Source organism: Vibrio sp. SCSIO 43086, from assembly GCF_051132235.1.
In the GTDB taxonomy this organism is placed as follows: domain Bacteria; phylum Pseudomonadota; class Gammaproteobacteria; order Enterobacterales; family Vibrionaceae; genus Vibrio; species Vibrio diabolicus.
The window spans coordinates 732289-754867 of record NZ_CP072677.1; the positions used below are offsets into that span (position 1 = coordinate 732289).

Genomic DNA, 22579 nt, shown 5'->3' on the forward strand with positions numbered 1-22579 from the left:
TATAGCGTGACATTGTGTGTTTTATCGACATTTTAGTCGTAATTCAAATTTGACAAAAAAAATGACGCAAACGGTTGCTTTTGGTGTTACATCACAAAAACAATTGCTATATAATGCGCTCGCAATGACGAGGTGGAATCGGCATAGGTTCGACAGGGCTTATTTTAAGTGTCTGAATTTATTCCAATATCACCTTAATCAATTGCATAAGAGACCTAAGCACATGAGAATTTTGCGTGGCTCCCCAGCTCTTTCTGAGTTTCGTGTTAATAAACTACTGGAACTTTGTCGTGAACAAGATCTGCCTGTAACTGGCATTTATGCCGAGTTTATGCACTTTGCCAATCTAAAGTCTGACCTTGATGACCAAGAGTTAGAAAAACTTGAAAAGTTACTAACTTACGGCCCAACCATCGAAGAGCATGAGCCAGAAGGTCTTCTACTTCTTGTTACGCCTCGTCCAGGCACTATCTCGCCTTGGTCTTCTAAATCTACCGATATCGCTGTTAACTGTGGCTTGGATAAAGTGAAACGTCTAGAGCGCGGTACGGCTTATTATGTCGAATCTTCAGTTGTTCTATCAGAAGCTCAAGTTGGCGCTGTCAAAGCGTTAATTCATGACCGCATGATGGAAACGGTATTTACAGCATTTGAAGCTGCGTCAGCGCTGTTTACAGTCGCTGAGCCTAAGCCTGTGGCGCATGTTGATATCTTAGCGGGCGGTCGTCTTGCGCTTGAAGAAGCAAACGTTTCCCTTGGCTTGGCACTCGCAGAAGATGAAATTGATTACTTGGTAGAGAACTTTACTAAGCTTGGGCGTAACCCAAACGACATTGAATTGATGATGTTTGCTCAGGCGAACTCAGAGCACTGTCGCCACAAAATTTTTAACGCAGATTGGACTATCGACGGGGTAGATCAACCTAAGTCTTTGTTCAAAATGATCAAAAACACGTTCGAAACGACACCTGACTATGTGCTGTCTGCATACAAAGACAACGCGGCCGTTATGACGGGCTCTAAAGCGGGTCGTTTCTTCCCAGACCCTAAATCTCGTCAATACACTTACCACCATGAAGATGCGCACATCTTAATGAAGGTAGAGACGCACAACCACCCAACGGCAATCTCTCCATGGCCGGGCGCATCGACTGGTTCAGGCGGTGAGATCCGTGACGAAGGCGCGACGGGTATCGGTGGTAAGCCAAAAGCGGGTCTGGTTGGTTTTACAACCTCTAACTTACGTATTCCTGGTTTTGAACAGCCATGGGAAACCGACTTTGGCAAGCCAGGTCGTATTGTTAACGCGCTAGACATCATGCTTGAAGGTCCTCTAGGCGGCGCGGCATTCAACAATGAATTTGGTCGTCCAAATCTATTGGGTTACTTCCGTACTTACGAAGAAAAAGTGACCTCTCACGCGGGTGAAGAAATCCGTGGTTACCACAAACCAATCATGATTGCTGGTGGTATGGGTAACATTCGTGACAAACACGTGCAGAAGAAAGAAATTCCAGTGGGTGCGAGCTTAATCGTACTTGGTGGTCCTGCAATGAACATCGGTCTTGGTGGTGGCGCGGCGTCTTCAATGGCGTCTGGTCAGTCAGCAGAAGATCTGGACTTCGCGTCAGTACAGCGTGAAAACCCAGAGATGGAGCGTCGCTGTCAGGAAGTGATCGACCGTTGTTGGCAGCTAGGCGACGACAATCCAATTGCATTTATCCACGATGTGGGTGCGGGCGGTATCTCTAACGCATTGCCTGAACTTGTCGACGACGGTGAGCGTGGCGGTAAGTTCCAATTACGCGATGTACCAAACGATGAGCCGGGCATGAGCCCACTGGAAATCTGGTGTAATGAATCACAGGAACGTTACGTTCTTGCGGTAGCGCCAGAAAACATGGAAGCATTCGACGCAATCTGTAAGCGTGAACGTGCACCATATGCAGTGGTGGGTGTGGCGACAGAAGAGCGTCATCTAACGCTAGAAGATTCTCACTTCGACAATACACCAATCGATATGCCAATGGATATCCTGCTTGGTAAGCCACCGAAGATGCACCGTGACGCAACCACACTAAAAGTGGAAAGCCCTGCCATTGTTCGTGATGGTATTGAGCTTAATGAAGCGGTGGATCGCGTACTTCGTCTTCCAGCGGTTGCAGAAAAAACATTCCTAATTACTATCGGTGACCGAACAGTAACGGGTCTGGTTGCTCGTGATCAAATGGTTGGCCCTTGGCAGGTACCAGTAGCAAACTGTGCAGTAACAGCGGCAAGCTATGACACTTACCACGGCGAAGCAATGTCGATGGGTGAGCGCACGCCAGTGGCATTACTAGACTTTGGAGCATCGGCTCGCCTAGCGGTTGGTGAGTCACTAACGAACATTGCGGCAACAGACATCGGTGATATTAAACACATTAAACTGTCTGCGAACTGGATGTCGCCAGCGGGTCACCCAGGTGAAGATGCAGGTCTTTATGAAGCAGTCAAAGCGGTGGGTGAAGAGCTCTGTCCTGCATTAGGTTTGACTATCCCAGTTGGTAAAGACTCCATGTCGATGAAAACCAAGTGGGAAGAGAACGGCGAGAGTAAAGAAGTCACTTCTCCACTGTCGCTAGTTATCACGGCATTTGGTCGTGTGGAAGACGTACGTAAGACCGTGACTCCACAACTACGCACTGACAAAGGCGATACTTCTCTAGTTCTTGTTGACTTGGGTAACGGCAAAAACCGCTTAGGTGCGACAGCATTGGCACAAGTATACAAACAGCTGGGTGACAAACCTGCTGACGTAGATAACGCTGAGCAGCTAAAAGGCTTCTTTGATGCAATGCAAGCGTTAGTACGTGATGACAAGCTAGTGGCTTACCACGATAAGGGCGACGGCGGTCTATTTGTTACACTGGCTGAGATGGCGTTCGCGGGTCACTGTGGCGTAAAAGCGAACATCGCAGAGCTGGGTGATGATGCGCTAGCCGTTCTATTTAACGAAGAGCTAGGTGCGGTTGTTCAAGTTAAGAATGATGATCTGGATTCAGTTCTATCTACTCTGGCGGCAAACGGCTTAGAGGCATGTTCACATGTGATTGGTTCAGTTAACGCTTCAGACGACTTTATTATCTCTTCTGGTGATGCAGTTGTGCTTGAACGCTCACGTACCGAACTACGCGTTATCTGGGCTGAAACAACGCATAAGATGCAAGGTCTACGTGATAACCCAGCGTGTGCTGACCAAGAGCACGAAGCTAAGAAAGACAACTCTGACCCGGGTCTAAACGTTAAGCTCAGCTTCGACGTAAATGAAGACGTTGCAGCACCGTACATTGCGAAAGGTGCTAAACCTAAGATGGCGATTCTACGTGAGCAGGGTGTTAACTCCCACGTTGAAATGGCAGCAGCGTTTGACCGCGCAGGTTTTGAAGCAACCGACATTCATATGAGTGATATCCTAACGGGTCAAGCCGTTCTGGATGAATACCATGGCCTAGTAGCTTGTGGTGGCTTCTCTTACGGCGACGTACTAGGTGCGGGTGAAGGCTGGGCTAAGTCTATCCTGTTTAACGCACAAGCTCGTGAACAGTTCCAAGCCTTCTTCAACCGTGAAGAGACGTTCTCTTTAGGTGTATGTAACGGTTGTCAGATGCTATCAAACCTGAAAGAACTTATCCCGGGTGCAGACTTGTGGCCACGTTTTGTGCGCAACGAATCTGAGCGTTTTGAAGCGCGATTTAGCCTAGTTGAAGTGCAGAAATCTGATTCTGTATTCTTTGACGGTATGGCAGGTTCGCGCATGCCAATCGCGGTTTCCCACGGAGAAGGGCGTGTAGAAGTACGTGATGCAGAGCACCTAGCAGCGATCGAGGCATCAGGTACGGTTGCGGTTCGTTACGTGGATAACCTCGGCAACCCAACACAACAATACCCGAACAACCCGAACGGTTCGCCAAACGCGATTACCGGTTTAACAACAGCAGACGGTCGCGTAACTATCATGATGCCTCACCCAGAGCGCGTATTCCGCACAGTTGCAAACTCTTGGGCTCCGGAAGGTTGGGGTGAAAATGGCGCTTGGATGCGTATGTTCCAAAATGCCCGTAAGAATATCGGTTAATTAACCAAAGGTTAATCTAGCTTAAGTAAAGCGTTGGTTGAGAGACCAGCGCTTTCTTTTTTCTTATCACTCTTTTTTCTTCGTCGCTCTTTCTCGTGACTAGGCGAAACGTTGCTTTGTTCTGTCTCTTCTTTGTCATCTATTATCTCGCATAAAAAACTTGCAGCGTTTAGATTACTTTTATGCTCTAATACCGCGCTTACCAAGGGATGGTGTTAAACAGCTCAGCTTAGATGGAGTTATCAAGTTGACCGAATCCCTGATTGATCCCTAAATCCCTTAGGAAATGAAAGAAATGTCTAAGAATCCAAAATTTGCTATCCGCGTCACTGAAAAACGTAACGGCTGGAGCGCAGAAATCACTCGCCAAGTGACATCTCGTAAGACTGTAGTATCAAAGCGTGAAACTGGCTTTGACAGCGAAGAGAAAGCACAAGCTTGGGCTGAACAAGAACTGGCTGGTTTTATCCAAAACCAAGTGGTTCGTAACGAGCGTAAAGCAGCGCAACGTCAAGACCGTGAAGCAGAACAACTAGCGGCAAAAGTTCGTAAAGAAGAAGCCCGCAAAGCACGTGACGCTGAAGTAGACGCTGACGAAGAATAGATTCAAGTCGGTGAGATGGTTACGTCACCCATCAAACAAAAAGTGAAAATGCCCTGAGCTTTGTCTCAGGGCATTTTTTATTGTATCGACTTAAAAACAATCCGACGATACGGACAGGCTAAACGTACCGTCTTCAGGGGCTGCAAATTGTTTATTGCCAGGAAGAAGGTGAGGGTTATTAGCATAAGTGCGATGTGTTGATTTGACCTTTGCAGAATGTCTCTCTGGTAAATCAAAGTGTTGTAAGCCGTCAGATAGATCGTTTGCTTCACCGTAGTCGAAATGTGTTGCGACGTCTTTGGGCTGCTTGGCGTAACGGCAGTGATCCTGCTTACCATCTTCGTGCCAAGTTAAAGAGTTAGTTTTTGCATCTAGATTCAAGTTATTTGCTGTTGGCTGTGCGTAAAAATCTTCTGAAACTTGGTGCCTGCTTTGTTCTTGTAAGTAGTCTGCAATGTTCTCAGAAGCTTGCGCTAGGCTACCTACAGGGAAGAGGCAAATCAGAAGAAGCCGTGTTTTTAGATTGTTCATAATGTGTATGCAAGCAAAAGGAAATGATAATACTGATAAATAAAACGGCGTGCAATTATGGCCATTGGATACGATATAACAGGGCAGTTAATGTCTGCCCTGCATCTTTTAGGTATGGTTAGTATTGATAAGTGAGGTGCAGTTTGACTTCGCGACCAGGCGAAGGCACGCCATTAGACAGGTATGCTTCGTAGTAACGATCAGTTAAGTTTTTCACAACCGCGCCAACGCTCAAGCCTTCGACTTGTTGTATTTCCCAAACCACGTAAGCGTTTTGTAGCGTGTATTGCTCACTTGGCGATTTCACTTTTAAATTGTTACCGCTTGCCTTGGTTTTGGTTTGCGCATCATACCAACGGACTTCCCAGCCAGTACGTAAACCAGGAATCCATTCGTAACCTAAACCCAGATTAATGTTTAATGGCGGTACATCAGGATGATCATCATCTGAACCTGTAGAGTCAGATAGGCTACCTTTGTTTTTGCCGCGAATGTAACTTGCTGAGAAATTACTGTAGAAATCTTCAATCCGGTATTGTGAAATTAGCTCAAAGCCGTAGTTTTTAAAGCCATCTAGGTTTGTATTCCAGCTTTGTAACTCAGTTGTATTTTTGTCGAGGTTTTCGCCCGTTCGTATATCAACTGTGTCGCTAACATCGTTATAGAACATAGTTAACTCTGTTGCGAGGTTATCGCGAGAGTTCACTAGCCCTTCCGTTAAGTTGATAACGCTTGCTTGATAAGCATGGATACGAGACACGTCCAGATTCAAAGCAGTAGCCGTAGCGGTAGCTCGCGCATATTGCACTGAGTAGATGTTATCAACGGTTGGTGCTTTTAAAGCGTAGGCGTAGGAGGCGTTTAAACGCGTATTATTGGTCGCATCAAAGTCGATATCCAAACGTGGGCTAAAGCCTTTATGCGTCGTTTCACCGTAGTCATGTCCGGCAGCTGGATCATTATAATCCGGCGCTGCGTTCCCTTTTCCTTCACTCTTGATGTATTCGTAACGCAGAGAAGGTGTGATTGTTAGGCGGTCTGTTGCTTGATAGTGATCAGCAATGTAAGCGGCATAAATTGACTGCGTGCCAGATGGTTCGTAGTAAGGGGTGTACCAACCGTAGTTTTTGGCTTCATTACTGTCGTATGATGCGTTGAATACTAACGAGTCTCTATCGGTTTTTTGATATTGAAGCCCAGTGACTAGAGTGTGGTCTCCGAACTGCGCTTGGTTAAACACATCAACGTAGTCACGCTCGTAACTCAGCCAAGACTCGTGACCGTAACTGCCAACAGAAACGAACATTTTCTCGAATGCCACGTCAGGGCGAACCCAGTGACGATCGTTTTCAGAACGTGCCATTTTGATATTGAAATCAATATACGGGTTAGTCGGCATGTAGTGGTAAGAGATAGTCGTGGTGTTATCCGTGTATTTATTATCGACGGTGTATGCGTATTTGGCTTTTTCTAATGATCCGTATTTCTTGATGTTGTACTCAGTGATGTTAGGCATTTTTCCGCGGCGGTTAGCCCAAGGTTTACGACCTTCATCTTTGTAGCGAGTGTGGCTAATTTCAAATTCGTGATCGTTGTTTTCATAACCGACTTTTACGAGCATGTTTTCTTGCTCATAACCTGAGTAATCCAGCGTGTCACCACCACCGACTTTAATGTCATCAGAATCTTTTACCGAGCCATTCGCTAGAAAATAAAAACCAGTATCGTTTTTACCATAGAGTGTTAGCGTGTAGGCATTCTCATTGCCGTTGGTGTTGTATGCACTTGAGATGCGAGCACCAAAGTTTCTGTCGCCGTAAAGGAGATCATCGACACTTTTGGTTTTAATGCGAATGGAGCCACCAAACTTTCCGTTGAGTGCTCGATAGTTGTGCGCGCCCTTGATGATTTCTGCTTCACCAATCAAGAACGGATCAAAAAAGAAAGTTCCGTAGCGGTATTGTTGAAAGCCAATTGGAGCGCCATCGACAAATACGGCGATATCACTTGGATCATCAAAACCACGAATATTAATACGTTCGCCGCCGGAACGGCCGCCGCCATCTAATGATGCGCCGGGAACGGCATCGATCATTGAGGCAAAATTGGAGTACTGTTGCTCTTCAATCTCTGACCAATCAATGGTGGTTTGCGCAGGCTCAGCAACGGTGATGGGTTTGGCATAACGCACACCGATGACTTCGAGCTCTTCATTTGGCGTTGTCTCGGCATATGAATAAAGAGGGAAGAGCAAAGTCAGTGAAATGAGATTTACTTTGAATGGATGACTTTTTAATCGTTTCATATTGATGATTTATAGTGTTCTTATGAAGCTCGGATTATAAGAACATTATTACGATTAATAAATGATAATGAGATTAATTATCAAATGTGTTTTTGCGATGGCTTGTAAAGTTTTTTATCCATTCGTGGAAACTACGATGAGTATCGTTAGCTTACAGAAAACAAAAAGCCCAGCATCATGGACGCTGAGCTCATTGGCTTTTAAACAAGATGGTGCGAGCACTGTTGCTCCTTTCGAGCTAATCAAGTGCGTACTTGGTAGGAATTACTGAGTTTCTAACGGGATCTGTCCGGTAGTCAGTGGCTCGACATCGAACTCGGTCAGTCCTTCAATGTAACTTTCAACGGCTTGTTCTACCGATTCATCACCTTGGTTGAAGTAAGCAAGGTGGAAGATCGCATCGCCTTCATTAACCAGTGGCAAAGTTTGTTGACCGATCACCAAGCCACGCTTTGGCGCTTTGAGTTCTATCTCATCATGCCCGAGAGGAGAGCTGATATAGGCGAGTGTTTCACCCTGTTCCACTTTGTCTCCCAGATTAACGACAGTACGCAAAATACCGTTACCTGACGCACGAACCCAGCTGGTAGACTTCGCTATGATAGGCTCAGGCAGCTTTTTTCGGCTAGCGCGCAGCATGCCAATGGCTTGCATTACACGCCGAACCCCGAGTACACCAGCGCTGATCGAAAGTGGATCAAAACGCAATGCTTCGCCAGCCTCGTAGGTGAGCACGGGGATGTCACATTTTTCCGCTTCACTGCGCAAAGAGCCATCACGCAATGCTGAGTCAACAATCACTGGCGTCGCAAACGCCTGAGCAATACGCAGAGTTTCTGGGTTGCTTAAGTTTGCGCGAATCTGTGGCAAGTTCGTGCGGTGAATGGCCCCGGTGTGCAGATCCAAAATGTAGTTACAACGCTTGGCAATGTTGTTAAAGAACCCGTGTGCCATTCGAGACGCAAGCGCGCCTTTTTCACTGCCAGGAAAACAACGGTTGAGATCTCGTCGATCGGGCAAGTAACGTGATTTATGGATGAAACCAAACACGTTAACAATAGGTACCGCAATGACAGTGCCTTTCAGCTTTTGTGGATCCAGTTGGTTAATGATCTGACGAACGATTTCTACGCCATTAAGCTCATCACCATGGATAGCTGCATTCACCATTAACACAGGCCCTTCTTGTTTCCCATGGATGATTTCCACAGGAATAGATAAAGGCGAATGTGTGTATAGCTTCGCTGCTTCAAATTCGATCTCTAATCGTTGTCCTGGTTGTATTTGATGCCCTAAGAGCTCAAACACTTTGCTTTTTTTACTTCTGGCCATAAACCATCTCTGTCAAATGCGTTATCAGCAATGTAACAATTGCTGCAAAATCGCACTAATCATTCTCATTAAGGACACGACAAATTACTTTAATCGTCATGCGCGAAACCTCAGCATGTGTGAAGTTTTTGTTTTCAATATGATCTTTTCTATCAGTTTAATACATAACGAGAGGTACAGAAGGAAGAGCAATCATAGGCTTAAAAAATGTGATTGTATTAAAAATAATACTGATAATGAGGGACAAAAAAACGGACTTTTAACCCTACTTTTTATCCGATAATATCCGCGCCGAATTTGAGGTCTAACATTTCTAACTAGAGGTTTTGATGAAAAAGGCAATTGCTAAAATTGGTGCATTGACTGCTGTAGCAGTTTCACTTTCAGGTTGCGTTGGCAGTAATGCCGTGACAGGTTATGTCATGGGGTTTAACTTGAAAGCTGTAGATAACCGTTACGCTCGAGGTGGTCTAAACATGCTTTTAGCACCTGTTTATGGTGTCGCAATCGCAGCGGACTACATCGTATTTAACTCTCTAGAGTTTTGGACGGGTAAGAACCCTTTAAATGGTAAGCCACATATCTTCGATACAAAGATGGATACTTACATTGATGTAAACCACCAGTTAGATAAATCGTTAACGACGGCGCCAATTGCACCGTTAGCGAATAACCGTGTTATTGAGCAGGGTCGAATGCAGCAAATCGATGAGAATACTGTTCAAATGGATATTACTTACAATAACGGCGAGAAGGCGACACTCATGGGTGTGCGCGATGGTGAGTTTGTCACTTACTACATTGATGGCGAGGTCGTTGCACAAACCTCAATGGATGAGCTAGCTGCTTATACGCAAAATCGCGTGTAAATTGGTCCAGCCAAACAAAAAAGGGTGCCGTAAAGCACCCTTTGTTGTATTTCGTGATTGAATTACGCTTTCTCTGGAATTGCCTCTAGAAGCGCTACCATCTGATCCCAGTACAACTGAACAGTATCAATCTTCACTTTCTCATCTGGTGAGTGAGGGAATTTTATTGTTGGACCGAAAGAAACCATATCCATGTGTGGGTATGGTTCTTTAAATAGGCCACACTCAAGACCAGCATGGATGACCATGATGTTCGGCTTATGACCGTAAATGCCTTCATACATATCACGGAAAATTGCCATGATCTCGGAATCTGCATCTGGCTTCCAGCCAGGGTAAGCACCTGAGAACTGAATTTGTGCGCCTGCTAATTCAGCAATTGAACGTAGCATACTCTCAACTTGGCTGCGGCCAGAGTCAATCAAAGAGCGAATCAGACACAAAACTGTCACTTTATTTTCTTCAGTAGTGATCACGCCAACGTTCAGTGACGTTTCGACCACACCTTCAATTTCGTCGCTCATGCGCATGACACCATTTGGACAAGCGTTAAGTGCGGCAATGAAGCGTTGCTGAGCGGCGATTGAAAATACTTGTGCGTCACTAGCAAGCAATTCATTAAAGGTTACGATACCTGTTTCGATTTTACCCAGCTCAGTTTTAAGCAGATCAGTGTAGTGATCGAACAACTCTGAAAGTTTGTCTTGGTTTTCAGCAGGAAGAGCGACAGTGACAAACGCTTCGCGAGGGATTGCATTACGTAAGCTACCACCACGGAATTCTACCAAACGTAAATCAAGCTCTTGCGCATGACCGGCGAGGAAACGACCAAGTAATTTGTTGGCATTACCGCGACCTGTGTGAATGTCACAACCTGAGTGACCACCTTTTAGGCCTTTCAGCGTCAGTTGGCGTGTTACGAAACCTGCAGGTGTTGCTTCTCGAGAAATATCGAAAGTCATGGTGCCATCAACACCACCGGCGCAACCCATGTAGACTTCGCCTTCTTGTTCAGAGTCTGTGTTTAGAAGGATCTCACCTTCTAACCAACCAGCCTCAAGACCAAATGCGCCAGTCATGCCTGCTTCTTCATCAATCGTCAGCAGAACTTCGATTGGGCCGTGCTTAATGTCTTTAGATGCCAATACAGCAAGGCAAGAAGCCATACCAATCCCGTTATCTGCACCAAGCGTCGTGCCTTTCGCCGTTACCCATTCGCCATTGATGTAAGGTTGGATTGGATCTTTGGTGAAGTCGTGTTCGGTGTCTTCGTTTTTCTGCGGCACCATGTCGATGTGTGCTTGAAGTACAACAGCTTTCTTATTTTCCATTCCAGGTGTCGCGGGCTTTTTGATGAACACGTTACCGGTTGGATCACGGCGAACGTCAAAGCCTTGCTCTGTTGCCCAGTTGATAATGTACTGTGCTAATGCTTCTTCATGTTTAGATGGGTGAGGGATAGAACAAATCTTATCGAAAAACTGCCAAAGTGGAGCAGGTGATAAGGTACTGATCTCAGAATGGAACTCAGACACGGAGGACTCCTTTTGATGTGCTTTGCCAAATATATACCGTAAAAATATTGTCGAGATAGCATTAAATGCTAGACGATTTGGCCTTCAAATTGCCGTTTAGCATACCACCAGATAAGGAGTACGAGTAGTCGCGTGCACAAGGATTTCTCTCAGAACTGTCACAGTTTGTGAACACAATAACAGGCACTATGTGTTCTTTATCATACATTCTGAAAGTGGCTTTATTTTTTAATTCACAAAACTGTAATTTAATTACATTTAAACTTTGATGAAGGTCAATTTATATATTTTTTGTGATTCTAGTCACTAAAATCCTTGTAATTAAATTTCTTGGTGGTATATTTGTAACCAGCTTCTGAGAGAAGAATGAAATGCTCAAAGGATGAGTCCGTTTTATCGCCTCCAAGGAACCGAGAAATCAACGAATGTTTAATTGATTTAAAAGGTGATAGTTATGAAAGGTTTACCAAGTACAATGTTCTGGAATAGCAAGTCTGTTTACACCGGCAACTTTGTATACCCAACAAGCTTTGGCTACTAAGTGAAGTCAAAGCATGTGACTCGAACAGTTTGTTCACCCCTATAAATTGGAATTTTTTTTCAGTGATAGTGCTGACATGATTCGCCGCCACCCAAATTGGGTGGCGTTTTTTTATCTCCACTTTTTCTTTCTGACACATTTTCTGCCATCAAGGCTGGGTTCTATTCTCTGTTCTTCAGTTTTATCGACTTCCCCGTCAAATCCACCTAGATATGACGCTTAAAACGCCCAGTTTCTATTTGAAAGTTTAGTACATTGTTCAGTTTTTATTCTGTTGTTGGGTTCTGAGCAATAATTATTAGTTGTTGTTTTATAAGAATATATTTTCTGTTTTGCTTTTAAGAATTAGCGAATGGGTTTCATATCCAAAGAAAAAAATCGCATTAGAGTGAAGATTCTATCTAGAATTTGCTATTTGATAACTTTATAATTCCCGCCAATCGATTACGCAACCGTTTACTTTTTACCTTTACAGGATTCGATCATGCTCGAGAGGCTTTTTAAGCTCAGTGACAATGGCACAAATGTGCGCACTGAGATCATTGCAGGTGTTACCACCTTCCTAACCATGGCTTACATTATTTTTGTAAACCCAGCGATCCTGTCGGATACCGGTATGGACCGTGGTGCCATTTTTGTTGCAACTTGTCTTGCGGCCGCTATCGGCTGTTTCATCATGGGATTTGTTGCCAACTACCCAATTGCACAAGCACCAGGAATGGGGCTGAACGCATTTTTCACTTACTCTGTTGTGTTGGGAATGGGCTATACGTGGCAAGTTGCGTTAGCGGCGGTGTTTGTTTCAGGCCTGCTGTTTATTCTTTTGAGTATATTTAAGATCCGTGAGTGGATTATTAACTCGATCCCGCATTCTCTTCGAACTGGTATTTCAGCCGGTATCGGTCTTTTCTTAGCATTTATCGCATTAAAAAATGCAGGCATCGTCGTTGATAACCCCGCGACATTAGTTTCTATGGGAGACATCACATCATTGCCATCTGTATTGGCTGCGATTGGTTTCTTCCTTACTATCGCGCTTGTTCACCGTGGTGTGAAAGGTGCGGTGATGATCGCCATTCTTGGTGTTACAGCGCTTGGCCTTCTATTTGGTGATGTGCAGTGGAGCGGCATTATGTCAACGCCACCAAGCATTGCACCAACTTTCATGCAACTGGATTTCTCTGGTTTGTTTGAAGTTGGCATGATTTCCGTTGTGTTTGCTTTCCTATTTGTCGATTTGTTTGATACCGCAGGTACGCTAGTTGGCGTTTCTCAAAAAGCAGGCCTCACGGATGAGAATGGCAACATCCCGCGTTTAAACAAAGCGTTACTTGCAGACTCAACGGCAACGTCAGTAGGTGCACTACTTGGTACCTCAAACACCACATCTTACATTGAGAGTGTTTCTGGTGTGGCGGCTGGTGGTCGTACTGGTCTAACAGCAGTGGTTGTTGGTGTGCTCTTCCTACTTGCTCTATTGTTTTCACCACTAGCAGGAATGATCCCTGCTTATGCAACATCCGGCGCTCTGTTCTATGTCGCGATTTTGATGTTGTCTGGGCTGGTAAGCATTGATTGGCGTGACCTAACGGAAGCATCACCAGTTGTTGTGACTTGTTTGGTGATGCCGTTAACGTTCTCGATTGCAGAGGGTATTACGTTAGGCTTTATCGCGTACTCGGCGATCAAATTATTCAGCGGCAAGGGCCGTGAGGTGTCGATGAGTGTGTGGGTGATGTCTGCCATCTTCATCGTCAAATACCTCGTCGGTTAATTTCTCGAGCAAAAAGCCAGTGTGGATTTATTCACGCTGGCTTTTTCTTTTTTCACGTTGTTCACTTAAGACGGTTTTTCTGCGGAATAGGCAGAGAATTTTGATATCACCGTTGGTATTAGCGGTGTGTTTCGGTAGAATAATCGTTTGCGCAGCTTGAAATCCTCATCTCCATACGTTTTTGGAGAGGTCAGTGAGCATTCCGCTTTTGAGTGAGTTCACTAGATTTTGAGGATGCATATTTTCAAATTATTAGGTTATTACAATGAGTAAAAAATTCATTATCACTTGGGATGCAATGCAGACTTACTGCCGTGAACTGGCTGAAAAACAAATGCCAGCTGAGCAATGGAAAGGGATTTGGGCGGTAAGCCGCGGTGGTTTAGTTCCTGGCGCTATCTTGGCTCGTGAACTGGGTATTCGTTACGTTGATACAATCTGTATTTCAAGCTACGACCATGATCATCAGCGCGATATGACGGTACTAAAAGCACCTGAAGGCGATGGTGAAGGTTACCTAATCGTTGAAGACCTAGTAGACAGTGGTGATACGGCGCGCAAACTACGTGAGATGTATCCAAAAGCGAAGATGATCGCTGTGTGTGCAAAACCTTCAGGCAAAGCGTTGCTAGATGATTATGTGGTAGATATCGCGCAAGACACTTGGATTGAACAACCTTGGGATATGTCAATCCAGTACGCTGAGCCTGTAAACCGCAAGCAAAAATAAACGCTATTAAAGAATATTGAGAAATGCCCCTGTATAGGGGCATTTTTTTTATTATCATAACAACTCATGCTAATAGCCTAAGGTTCTTCCTATGTCTGAAGACGTCAGTAAAAATCTTTCCGAAACTTTGTTCGTGAAACATAAGCAAGCAAAAGAAACCTCTGCGCTTACCCAGTACATGCCGACCAGTCAAAAAATACTTGATGAGCGAGAGGCGCAGGGTGATCGTGCTTGGTATCGTCATTTGCGCCGCTTGCAATGGGCTTGGCAAGGGTTGTCTCCGATAGAGATGGAAGGTGTGCTTTCTAAAATCGCTTCTTCTTCCCACTCTCGAACCAATGATGATTGGTTAGACACCGTAATGGGATACCACAACGGCAACTGGACATTTGAGTGGATTAAGCTCGGCATGGAGCATCAGAAGCGTTCAAATGAAATGCAAGGTGAGGAGGCCGCCGATGAACTCTTCACTGCTTCTTTGTGTTTTAGTATCGCAGGCTACCCACATCTGAAGAATGATAATTTGGCCTTGCAGGCTCAAGTGCTGGCAAACAAAGCGTACTCTGACGGCGCAGAGAAGACCAAGTACACCATCAAGCAAATTGAAGTGCCTTACCAAAATCGCAAAATCATCGCGAACCTTCATTTGCCAAGAACCGACAAGCAACTGCCTGTGGTGATGGTGAGCGCTGGTCTCGATACGTTACAAACCGACATGTGGCGTTTGTTTCGCAATCATCTTGCACCGCGAGATATTGCAATGTTGACGGTCGACATGCCTTCGGTGGGGCACAGTTCTCACTGGCCTTTGACTGAGAACTCAAGCTGTCTGCACCAAGCGGTACTAAATGAGCTGTATTCATTGCCTTGGGTGGATCATCACAAAGTGGGGTTAGTTGGATTTCGTTTTGGTGGTAATGCCATGATCCGACTCTCTTTTGTTGAGCAAGAGAAGATCAAAGCTTGTGTAGCCCTCGGCGCACCCGTACATGATATTTTTACTTCCCCTGAGAAGCTGCAAAAAATGCCGAAGATGTATCTGGATCTGTTGGCTTCTCGCTTAGGGAAAAGCGCGGTTGATATTAATAGCATGGCGGGCCAGATGATGGCCTGGTCATTGAAGGTTCAGGGCTTCTTGAGCAGTAGAAAAACTAAAGTACCTATTTTAGCTTTGAGCCTTGAAGGCGATCCGGTGTCTCCACACAGTGATAACCAACTCGTCGCGCTGTTTAGCCAGTATGGCAGAGCGAAAAAAATCAGTTCCAAAACGATTACAAAAGGATATGAGCAATCCCTCGATTTAGCCATAAAGTGGCTAGAAGATGAATTATTAGGGTGACAATTCTCCTAAATTAGTTAAAAGTGATATATCTGAGCAAAAAATAAGCTCATGATAATTAAAAATAATAATCATTCTTGGGTGTTTACTTTTAACTATGAAAACGGAGATTCATATGTCAGAGACGACTCAGGGCCCGACTCACTTTCGCTTGATGTCAAAGTTGAAGGCGATAGGGCCTTACCTGCGCGAACCACAATCGCAAGAAGGGCGCTATTATTTTGATTGTCTATCTGTTTGTGTAGACGACAAAAAATCGCCTGAGAAGCGTGAATTTTGGGGCTGGTGGATGGATTTAGAATCCATCGAAGGAGGCTTTACTGCCAAATATCATATCGGCAAGTACAACAAAGAAGGGCAATGGGTATCTGAAGCCCTGCCTAAAAAAGCGGTAGAGGAAGTGTATCTGACGCAGAGCACATTCCATCAAAAGCTGGTTGATACTTTAGAAGAACACTTCAAATTAGAAGTCGAATATCACACGGAGTCTTTCGATTTCGCTTAATTTGGTTGTTTTCATTTAATACCAAACAAAAAGGTGCGAAAACGCACCTTTTCTCTTGTTAATTCCCTCTTTGATTGTTAAAACATCCTCTCTTTATTTGTTTTTCACTTCAGAAGACATCATGACAACGAATCAACAAAATGCAGTTGTTTCACAACCACAAACTGTCGTTGTGAAACTGGGTACAAGTGTGCTGACAGGCGGCACTCTGGCACTCGACCGTGCTCACATGGTTGAGTTAGCGCGCCAGTGTGCTGAGCTTAAAAAACAAGGCCATTCAGTGGTAATGGTTTCGTCTGGTGCTATTGCAGCAGGCCGTGAGCATCTTGGTTACCCCGCATTGCCCAACGAGATGGCGAGTAAACAATTACTTGCGGCGGTGGGGCAAAGTCGCTTGATTCAAACATGGGAGTCTTTGTTTGGTATTTACGGCATCAAGATCGGCCAAATGCTACTAACTCGTGCTGATTTAGAAGATCGCGAGCGATTCCTAAACGCACGTGACACCATAAATGCGCTCGTTGCGAACGATATTATTCCTATCGTAAACGAAAATGATGCCGTTGCGACCAGTGAGATTAAAGTTGGCGATAACGACAACCTTTCCGCTTTGGTGGGCATTTTGTGTGGCGCAGATAAGCTCTTGCTTTTAACTGACCAAAAAGGTCTGTTTACTGCTGACCCTCGTAAAGACCCGAACGCAGAGCTGATCAAGGAAGTAAAAACCATCGACGATACGCTGCGTAAAATCGCAGGAGGAAGTGGTACAACATTGGGTACAGGCGGTATGGCAACGAAGCTGCAAGCCGCAGACATCGCTCGCCGCGCTGGTATCGAGGTTATTATTGCTGCCGGTAGTGCACCGAATGTTATCTTTGACTCTTTGAGCGCAGAGCCACAAGGCACACGCTTCCTACCTTGCGCTGAAGCTTTAGAAAACCGTAAACGCTGGATTCTGGCGGGACCTGCGGCATCGGGCGACATCATTATTGATGATGGTGCGGTAAATGCAGTGGTCGGTAAGGGCAGTAGCTTACTTGCTAAAGGGGTAATCAAAGTAAGTGGTGACTTTGCACGAGGCGAAGTGGCGCGTATAACAAATTCTCACGGTAAGTTGGTGGCTCGTGGCATTAGCGCCTACTCAAGTGATGACCTAACTAAAATTACTGGTAAGCACAGTAAAGATATCATCTCTATTTTGGGTCATGATTATGGCTCTGAGGTGATTCATCGCGATGATTTGGTTGTCATTCAGGAATAGAATTAGAGGGAAGCAAAGTGGATTTAACGAATATGGGTAAAGCTGCTAAAGATGCAGCTTTCGAATTAGCGACAGCGTCAACTGCGCAGAAGAACCAAGCATTAGCCATCATTGCTGATGAGCTAGAAGCAAACTCCGTTGCTATTTTGGCGGCAAACGCTAAAGACATCGAACTTGGCCGTGAAGCGGGTTTAACCGACGCACTGCTTGATCGCCTTTTGCTGAATGAAGAACGATTGACTGCAATTGCGAATGATGTTCGCAACGTCATTAGCTTGAACGATCCTGTGGGCAGCGAAATCGACAGTAAGGTACTGGAAAATGGGATGTCACTGTCTCGTCGCCGCGTACCACTGGGTGTTGTAGGCGTAATTTATGAAGCGCGTCCTAACGTGACTATTGATATTGCGGCGCTGTGCTTGAAAACCGGCAACGCAAGCATTTTGCGTGGTGGCAAAGAGACATTTTTCTCGAATATGGAATTGGTAAAGGTTATTCAGTCTGCGCTAGCAAAGGCGAACCTTCCTGCCGCTTCGGTTCAGTACATTGAAAAGCCAGATCGTGAGCTAGTCTCTCAACTGCTTAAACTGGACGATTACGTCGACATGATCATTCCACGCGGTGGTGCTGGCCTACACAAAATGTGTAAAGAAAACAGCACGATTCCGGTGATTATTGGCGGCTTTGGTATTAGCCATATCTTTGTCGACGAATCCGCTGATCTAGAGAAATCCCTGAATGTGGTTGAGAACTCTAAAGTTCAACGTCCATCTGCGTGTAACTCACTAGATACGCTGCTCGTGCATGAAAAAATTGCAGCACAATTCCTACCAATGATCGTAGAGCGCATGAACGATAAAGTGACGTTCGTGGCAGAGCCAAAAGCAAAAGAACTCATGGAGCAAGCGAAACAAGTTCGCGATGCTGTTGAAGGTGACTTTGATACGGAATGGTTGAGCTACACCTTTGGTGTAAAAGTTGTGTCTGATGTGAAAGATGCAATTGATCATATGCGTGTTCATAACGCGAGCCACTCAGATGCGATCATGACCAATAGTTTGGAAAACTCAGAACTGTTCATCAATTCTGTCGGTTCGGCGGCGGTTTATGTGAATGCTTCAACGCGCTTTACAGACGGTGCGCAATTTGGCCTTGGCGCAGAAGTCGCAGTATCCACGCAAAAGCTACATGCCCGTGGTCCAATGGGCTTAGAAGAGCTAACTAGCTACAAGTGGGTTGGTAAAGCGAATTACTTAGCACGCAGTTAACACATTCAACGAGATCTTGAGTGAAAAAGGGGCCTTTGGGCCCCTTTTTGTTTTGTCTAACATACCAATTCCGCTACACTACATGAGCTTTTATTTCGGTTTGAAAGCGTTATACCCAAATAGCTTTAATAGAGTCCGTATAACCATGAACGTGTGGTTATTCGTGATTGCTCATGAGGTTATTTTGGTATAGATATGGAGGTGATATGCATTGTCCTTTTTGTTCCGAGAACGATACCAAAGTTATTGATTCCCGATTAGTGGCTGATGGCCATCAAGTTCGACGTCGCCGTCAGTGCTTGGCGTGTAGCGAGCGTTTTACTACGTTTGAAAGCGCAGAGTTAGTGATGCCTAAAGTGATCAAATCGAATGGCAACCGTGAACCATTTGATGAAGATAAAATGGTTGGCGGTATTCAGCGCGCATTAGAGAAACGCCCAGTGAGTGCCGATTCTATAGAGTTAGCGATCAGCATGATCAAATCACAACTGCGTGCGACGGGTGAACGAGAGGTTCCGAGTGAAATGATTGGTAATTTAGTTATGGACCAACTCAAAGAGCTCGACAAGGTCGCTTATATCCGTTTCGCCTCAGTTTACCGCAGCTTTGAAGACATTCGCGAGTTTGGCGAAGAGATTGCCCGCCTAGAAGACTGAGTAGCTCATGACTCAACACACTCCTGAAAGAGCGTTTTCTGATTTAGATTTCGCCATGATGTCACGAGCTATTAAATTAGCGAGACGTGGCATTTATACCACCGCCCCAAATCCAAATGTGGGGTGCGTCATCGTTCGTGATGAAGAAATTGTTGGTGAGGGCTATCACCACCGCGCTGGTGAGCCGCATGCCGAAGTGCACGCGATGCGCATGGCGGGTGAAAAAGCAGTTGGTGCAACCGCTTATGTGACGCTCGAACCTTGCTCTCATTACGGCCGTACGCCGCCATGTGCTGAAGGGCTAATCAAAGCCAAAGTGGCACGTGTGGTTTGCGCAATGGTAGACCCAAACCCTAAAGTTGCGGGGCGGGGTATCCAGATGTTGCGTGATGCCGGAGTTGAAGTACAAATCGGCTTGTTAGAGCAAGATGCCCTTGCCCTTAACCCTGGTTTTATAAAGTACATGCGTACAGGCATGCCGTTTGTTCAATTAAAAATGGCAGCCAGCTTGGATGGGCAAAGCGCGCTCAGTAATGGGCAGAGCCAATGGATCACCTCCCCAGCGGCCCGCCAAGATGTACAGCGTTATCGAGCTATGAGTGGTGGCATTCTCTCTACCAGCAAAACGGTGATTGATGATAATGCATCACTCAATGTGCGTTGGGATGACTTACCTACCAGTGTTCAAGCGCAGTATTTACGAGAAGAACTTCGTCAACCAGTACGTGTAATCTTAGACCGTCAGAACCATTTAACGGATGCGCTCAAGCTGTTCCACACCGATGGAGAGCGAGTTATTGTTAGCCCAGATGGAGACTGTATCCCTCTATTGGACAGCGCTGACCAAATTGACTTATCAACAACATTAAAACGTATCTCGGATGAGCACCACATCAATCACTTATGGGTTGAAGCTGGAGCCACGCTAGCGAGTGCGATGATAAAGGCTAATCTTGTAGATGAGCTCATTGTTTACCTTGCGCCAAAACTCATGGGCAGCGATGGTCGGGGGCTTATCGGTGCTTTAGGATTAAGCGCTATGGCTGACGTCATTGATTTAAACATTACAGACGTTCGTATGGTCGGGGTAGACATTCGCATCACCGCCACCATCAAACGTAATGAACTTAGATAAGAAATAGTATGTTTACAGGAATAGTAGAAGCAGTTGGCAAGTTAGCTGCGATTACGCCGAAGGGCGAAGATATCACCGTCACGGTTGAAACTGGTACGCTTGATATGTCAGACGTTAAGTTAGGCGATAGCATCGCGACCAATGGTGTTTGCTTAACGGTAGTTGACTTCGGAAGCCACTATTACAGTGCTGATCTGTCATTAGAAACCTTGAAGAAAACTGGGTTTGCTGAATACCAAGTGGGCGATAAGGTGAATCTAGAAAAAGCCATGTTACCAACAACGCGATTGGGTGGACATATCGTTTCAGGCCATGTCGATGGGGTTGGTGAAATTGTCGAACGCAATTCAGTTGGCCGTGCGATAGAGTTTTGGGTTGCAATGCCAGCGGAAATTAGCAAGTACGTCGCAGAGAAAGGCTCGATTACTGTTGATGGTATTAGCCTAACCGTCAACGACTTACGTAAAAATGCTTTTAAACTGACGATCGTTCCTCATACGAGTGAAGAAACTACGATTGACCAGTTTCAAGTGGGGCGCAAAGTCAACTTAGAAGTTGATGTACTTGCGCGTTATATGGAGCGTTTACTGCAAGGACAGCAAGAAGATAAGGCCGAGTCTCGTATCACGATGGACTTTTTACAGCAAAACGGTTTTGCATAAGTCTGGGAGTGGCTGCGTGAGGCATGCGATAAAGAGCAGACTCACAGAACACCGCGAGATTCATTGACTTGCTTGGTGCAAAGCTCAAACTATTGACCTCACCAGCATTCACTGCAACATGATTTTTTCATTGCTGCCGCAATAATAAATTTAGAATAACGGGAAAACAGACTATGCCAATCAGTACGCCACAAGAAATTATTGATGATATTCGCGCAGGCAAAATGGTCATCCTAATGGATGATGAAGACCGCGAGAATGAAGGTGACTTGATCATGGCTGCCGAGCATATTACGCCGGAAGCCATCAACTTTATGGCAACCTATGGCCGTGGCCTGATTTGTTTAACCATGACCAAAGATCGTTGCGAAAGCCTAGGTCTGCCACCAATGGTGCAAGACAATAATGCGCAATACACAACCAACTTTACTGTTTCGATTGAGGCGGCAGAAGGGGTAACGACGGGTATTTCAGCCGCGGATCGCGCACGTACGGTTCAAGCGGCAGTCGCGCCAAACGCCAAAGCTGCGGATTTGGTGCAGCCTGGTCATATCTTCCCGCTCGCGGCCCAAGATGGCGGCGTACTGACTCGCGCTGGTCACACTGAAGCTGGCTGTGATTTGGCTCGCCTTGCTGGTTTAGAGCCTGCATCGGTGATTGTTGAGATCTTAAATGACGACGGCACCATGGCTCGTCGCCCTGATCTAGAGATCTTTGCAGAGAAGCACGGTATTAAATTGGGCACTATTGCCGACCTAATTGAGTACCGCAATAACACTGAGACAACGATTGAACGTGTGGCAGAGTGCAAGTTACCGACAGAGTTTGGCGAGTTCACGTTAGTCACGTACAAGGACACCATTGATAACCAAGTGCACTACGCAATGTGCAAGGGCGATTTGAAAGAAAAAGCGCCACTGGTTCGCGTACATCTTCAAGACGTTTTTACCGACTTACTACGTAGCGATCGTAATGCAGAGCGCAGCTGGACACTAGATAAGGCAATGAAACGCATTGGTGAAGAAGGCGGTGTGCTGGTTGTTCTTGGCCATGAAGAATCGACCGATCTACTTATTCATCGCGTGAAGATGTTTGAAGCGCAAGACAAAGGTGAAGCACCAACGCTTGCTAAAAAACAAGGCACGTCTCGCCGTGTTGGTGTGGGGTCACAGATTCTTGCGGATCTCGGTGTACATGATATGCGCCTTCTGTCATCGACCAACAAAAAGTACCACGCATTAGGTGGTTTTGGTCTGAACGTGGTTGAGTACGTCTGCGAGTAACAACCGAACAATAAGTTCCTAGTCTTTTACGTGCTTAACTCGTCAATGGCTAGGAACCGGTGATTTGCCTCCAATTTCCATTAGATATTGCTCACAAATTTGTGCTAGAATCCGGCGATTCTCACTTGATGA

Annotated in this window: 17 protein-coding genes; 13 read left to right on the forward strand and 4 right to left on the reverse strand. The window is 45.5% G+C overall.

Annotated features, from left to right (window positions below; genetic code table 11):
* Positions 1 to 223 precede the first annotated feature (223 nt).
* Both purL and J8Z23_RS03375 read left to right on the forward strand, forming a co-directional pair.
* Positions 224 to 4117 (forward strand): phosphoribosylformylglycinamidine synthase, encoded by a 3894-nt coding sequence (gene purL / locus J8Z23_RS03370; RefSeq protein WP_434635286.1) that lies wholly within the window; start codon positions 224 to 226, stop codon positions 4115 to 4117.
* Positions 4118 to 4412: 295 nt separating this feature from the next.
* Positions 4413 to 4721, forward strand: a complete 309-nt coding sequence (locus J8Z23_RS03375) for a DUF3622 domain-containing protein (protein ID WP_258647268.1) — start codon at positions 4413 to 4415, stop codon at positions 4719 to 4721.
* A gap of 90 nt (positions 4722 to 4811) precedes the next feature.
* Here J8Z23_RS03375 and J8Z23_RS03380 read toward each other — a convergent pair whose 3' ends face one another.
* The 3 genes from J8Z23_RS03380 to J8Z23_RS03390 form a co-directional block, all read right to left on the reverse strand.
* Positions 4812 to 5252 (reverse strand): DNA-directed RNA polymerase subunit beta, encoded by a 441-nt coding sequence (locus tag J8Z23_RS03380; RefSeq protein ID WP_434634975.1) that lies wholly within the window; start codon positions 5250 to 5252, stop codon positions 4812 to 4814.
* 118 nt (positions 5253 to 5370) lie between these two features.
* Entirely contained in the window at positions 5371 to 7557 is a 2187-nt protein-coding gene (locus J8Z23_RS03385) for a TonB-dependent receptor domain-containing protein (RefSeq protein WP_434634978.1), read from the reverse strand.
* A 264-nt stretch (positions 7558 to 7821) separates the two neighbouring features.
* Entirely contained in the window at positions 7822 to 8889 is a 1068-nt protein-coding gene (locus J8Z23_RS03390; RefSeq protein WP_434634981.1) for a succinylglutamate desuccinylase/aspartoacylase family protein, read from the reverse strand.
* Between the two features lie 329 nt (positions 8890 to 9218).
* Between J8Z23_RS03390 and J8Z23_RS03395 the strand changes: the two genes are divergently transcribed.
* Positions 9219 to 9758 (forward strand): DUF3332 domain-containing protein, encoded by a 540-nt coding sequence (locus tag J8Z23_RS03395; protein ID WP_047010162.1) that lies wholly within the window; start codon positions 9219 to 9221, stop codon positions 9756 to 9758.
* 62 nt (positions 9759 to 9820) lie between these two features.
* Here J8Z23_RS03395 and J8Z23_RS03400 read toward each other — a convergent pair whose 3' ends face one another.
* Positions 9821 to 11293 (reverse strand): aminoacyl-histidine dipeptidase, encoded by a 1473-nt coding sequence (locus J8Z23_RS03400; RefSeq protein ID WP_434634984.1) that lies wholly within the window; start codon positions 11291 to 11293, stop codon positions 9821 to 9823.
* 1025 nt (positions 11294 to 12318) lie between these two features.
* Here J8Z23_RS03400 and J8Z23_RS03405 point away from each other — a divergent pair.
* The 10 genes from J8Z23_RS03405 to ribBA all read left to right on the forward strand — a co-directional run bounded on the left by J8Z23_RS03405 (position 12319) and on the right by ribBA (position 22447).
* Entirely contained in the window at positions 12319 to 13608 is a 1290-nt protein-coding gene (locus J8Z23_RS03405) for an NCS2 family permease (RefSeq protein WP_006741838.1), read from the forward strand.
* A 265-nt stretch (positions 13609 to 13873) separates the two neighbouring features.
* Positions 13874 to 14338 (forward strand): oxytetracycline resistance phosphoribosyltransferase domain-containing protein Tet(34), encoded by a 465-nt coding sequence (gene tet(34) / locus J8Z23_RS03410; RefSeq protein WP_005391418.1) that lies wholly within the window; start codon positions 13874 to 13876, stop codon positions 14336 to 14338.
* Positions 14339 to 14429: 91 nt separating this feature from the next.
* The gene (frsA, locus tag J8Z23_RS03415; protein ID WP_005391416.1) at positions 14430 to 15677 is read left to right on the forward strand and encodes an esterase FrsA; all 1248 of its coding nucleotides are present in this window, start codon (positions 14430 to 14432) and stop codon (positions 15675 to 15677) included.
* Positions 15678 to 15792: 115 nt separating this feature from the next.
* Positions 15793 to 16182: a sigma factor-binding protein Crl gene (gene crl, locus J8Z23_RS03420; protein WP_005391414.1), complete on the forward strand. Its 390-nt coding sequence runs from the start codon at positions 15793 to 15795 to the stop codon at positions 16180 to 16182.
* A 121-nt stretch (positions 16183 to 16303) separates the two neighbouring features.
* On the forward strand, positions 16304 to 17443 hold the full coding sequence (proB, locus tag J8Z23_RS03425) for a glutamate 5-kinase (protein ID WP_145474374.1): 1140 nt from the start codon (positions 16304 to 16306) through the stop codon (positions 17441 to 17443).
* A 17-nt stretch (positions 17444 to 17460) separates the two neighbouring features.
* The gene (locus J8Z23_RS03430; RefSeq protein WP_395185615.1) at positions 17461 to 18711 is read left to right on the forward strand and encodes a glutamate-5-semialdehyde dehydrogenase; all 1251 of its coding nucleotides are present in this window, start codon (positions 17461 to 17463) and stop codon (positions 18709 to 18711) included.
* A 206-nt stretch (positions 18712 to 18917) separates the two neighbouring features.
* Entirely contained in the window at positions 18918 to 19367 is a 450-nt protein-coding gene (gene nrdR, locus J8Z23_RS03435; protein WP_005381578.1) for a transcriptional regulator NrdR, read from the forward strand.
* A gap of 7 nt (positions 19368 to 19374) precedes the next feature.
* Positions 19375 to 20502 (forward strand): bifunctional diaminohydroxyphosphoribosylaminopyrimidine deaminase/5-amino-6-(5-phosphoribosylamino)uracil reductase RibD, encoded by a 1128-nt coding sequence (gene ribD, locus J8Z23_RS03440; protein ID WP_167426834.1) that lies wholly within the window; start codon positions 19375 to 19377, stop codon positions 20500 to 20502.
* Between the two features lie 8 nt (positions 20503 to 20510).
* Positions 20511 to 21164, forward strand: a complete 654-nt coding sequence (locus J8Z23_RS03445) for a riboflavin synthase (protein ID WP_005381574.1) — start codon at positions 20511 to 20513, stop codon at positions 21162 to 21164.
* A gap of 173 nt (positions 21165 to 21337) precedes the next feature.
* The gene (gene ribBA / locus J8Z23_RS03450; RefSeq protein ID WP_005381573.1) at positions 21338 to 22447 is read left to right on the forward strand and encodes a bifunctional 3,4-dihydroxy-2-butanone-4-phosphate synthase/GTP cyclohydrolase II; all 1110 of its coding nucleotides are present in this window, start codon (positions 21338 to 21340) and stop codon (positions 22445 to 22447) included.
* Positions 22448 to 22579: the final 132 nt, after the last annotated feature.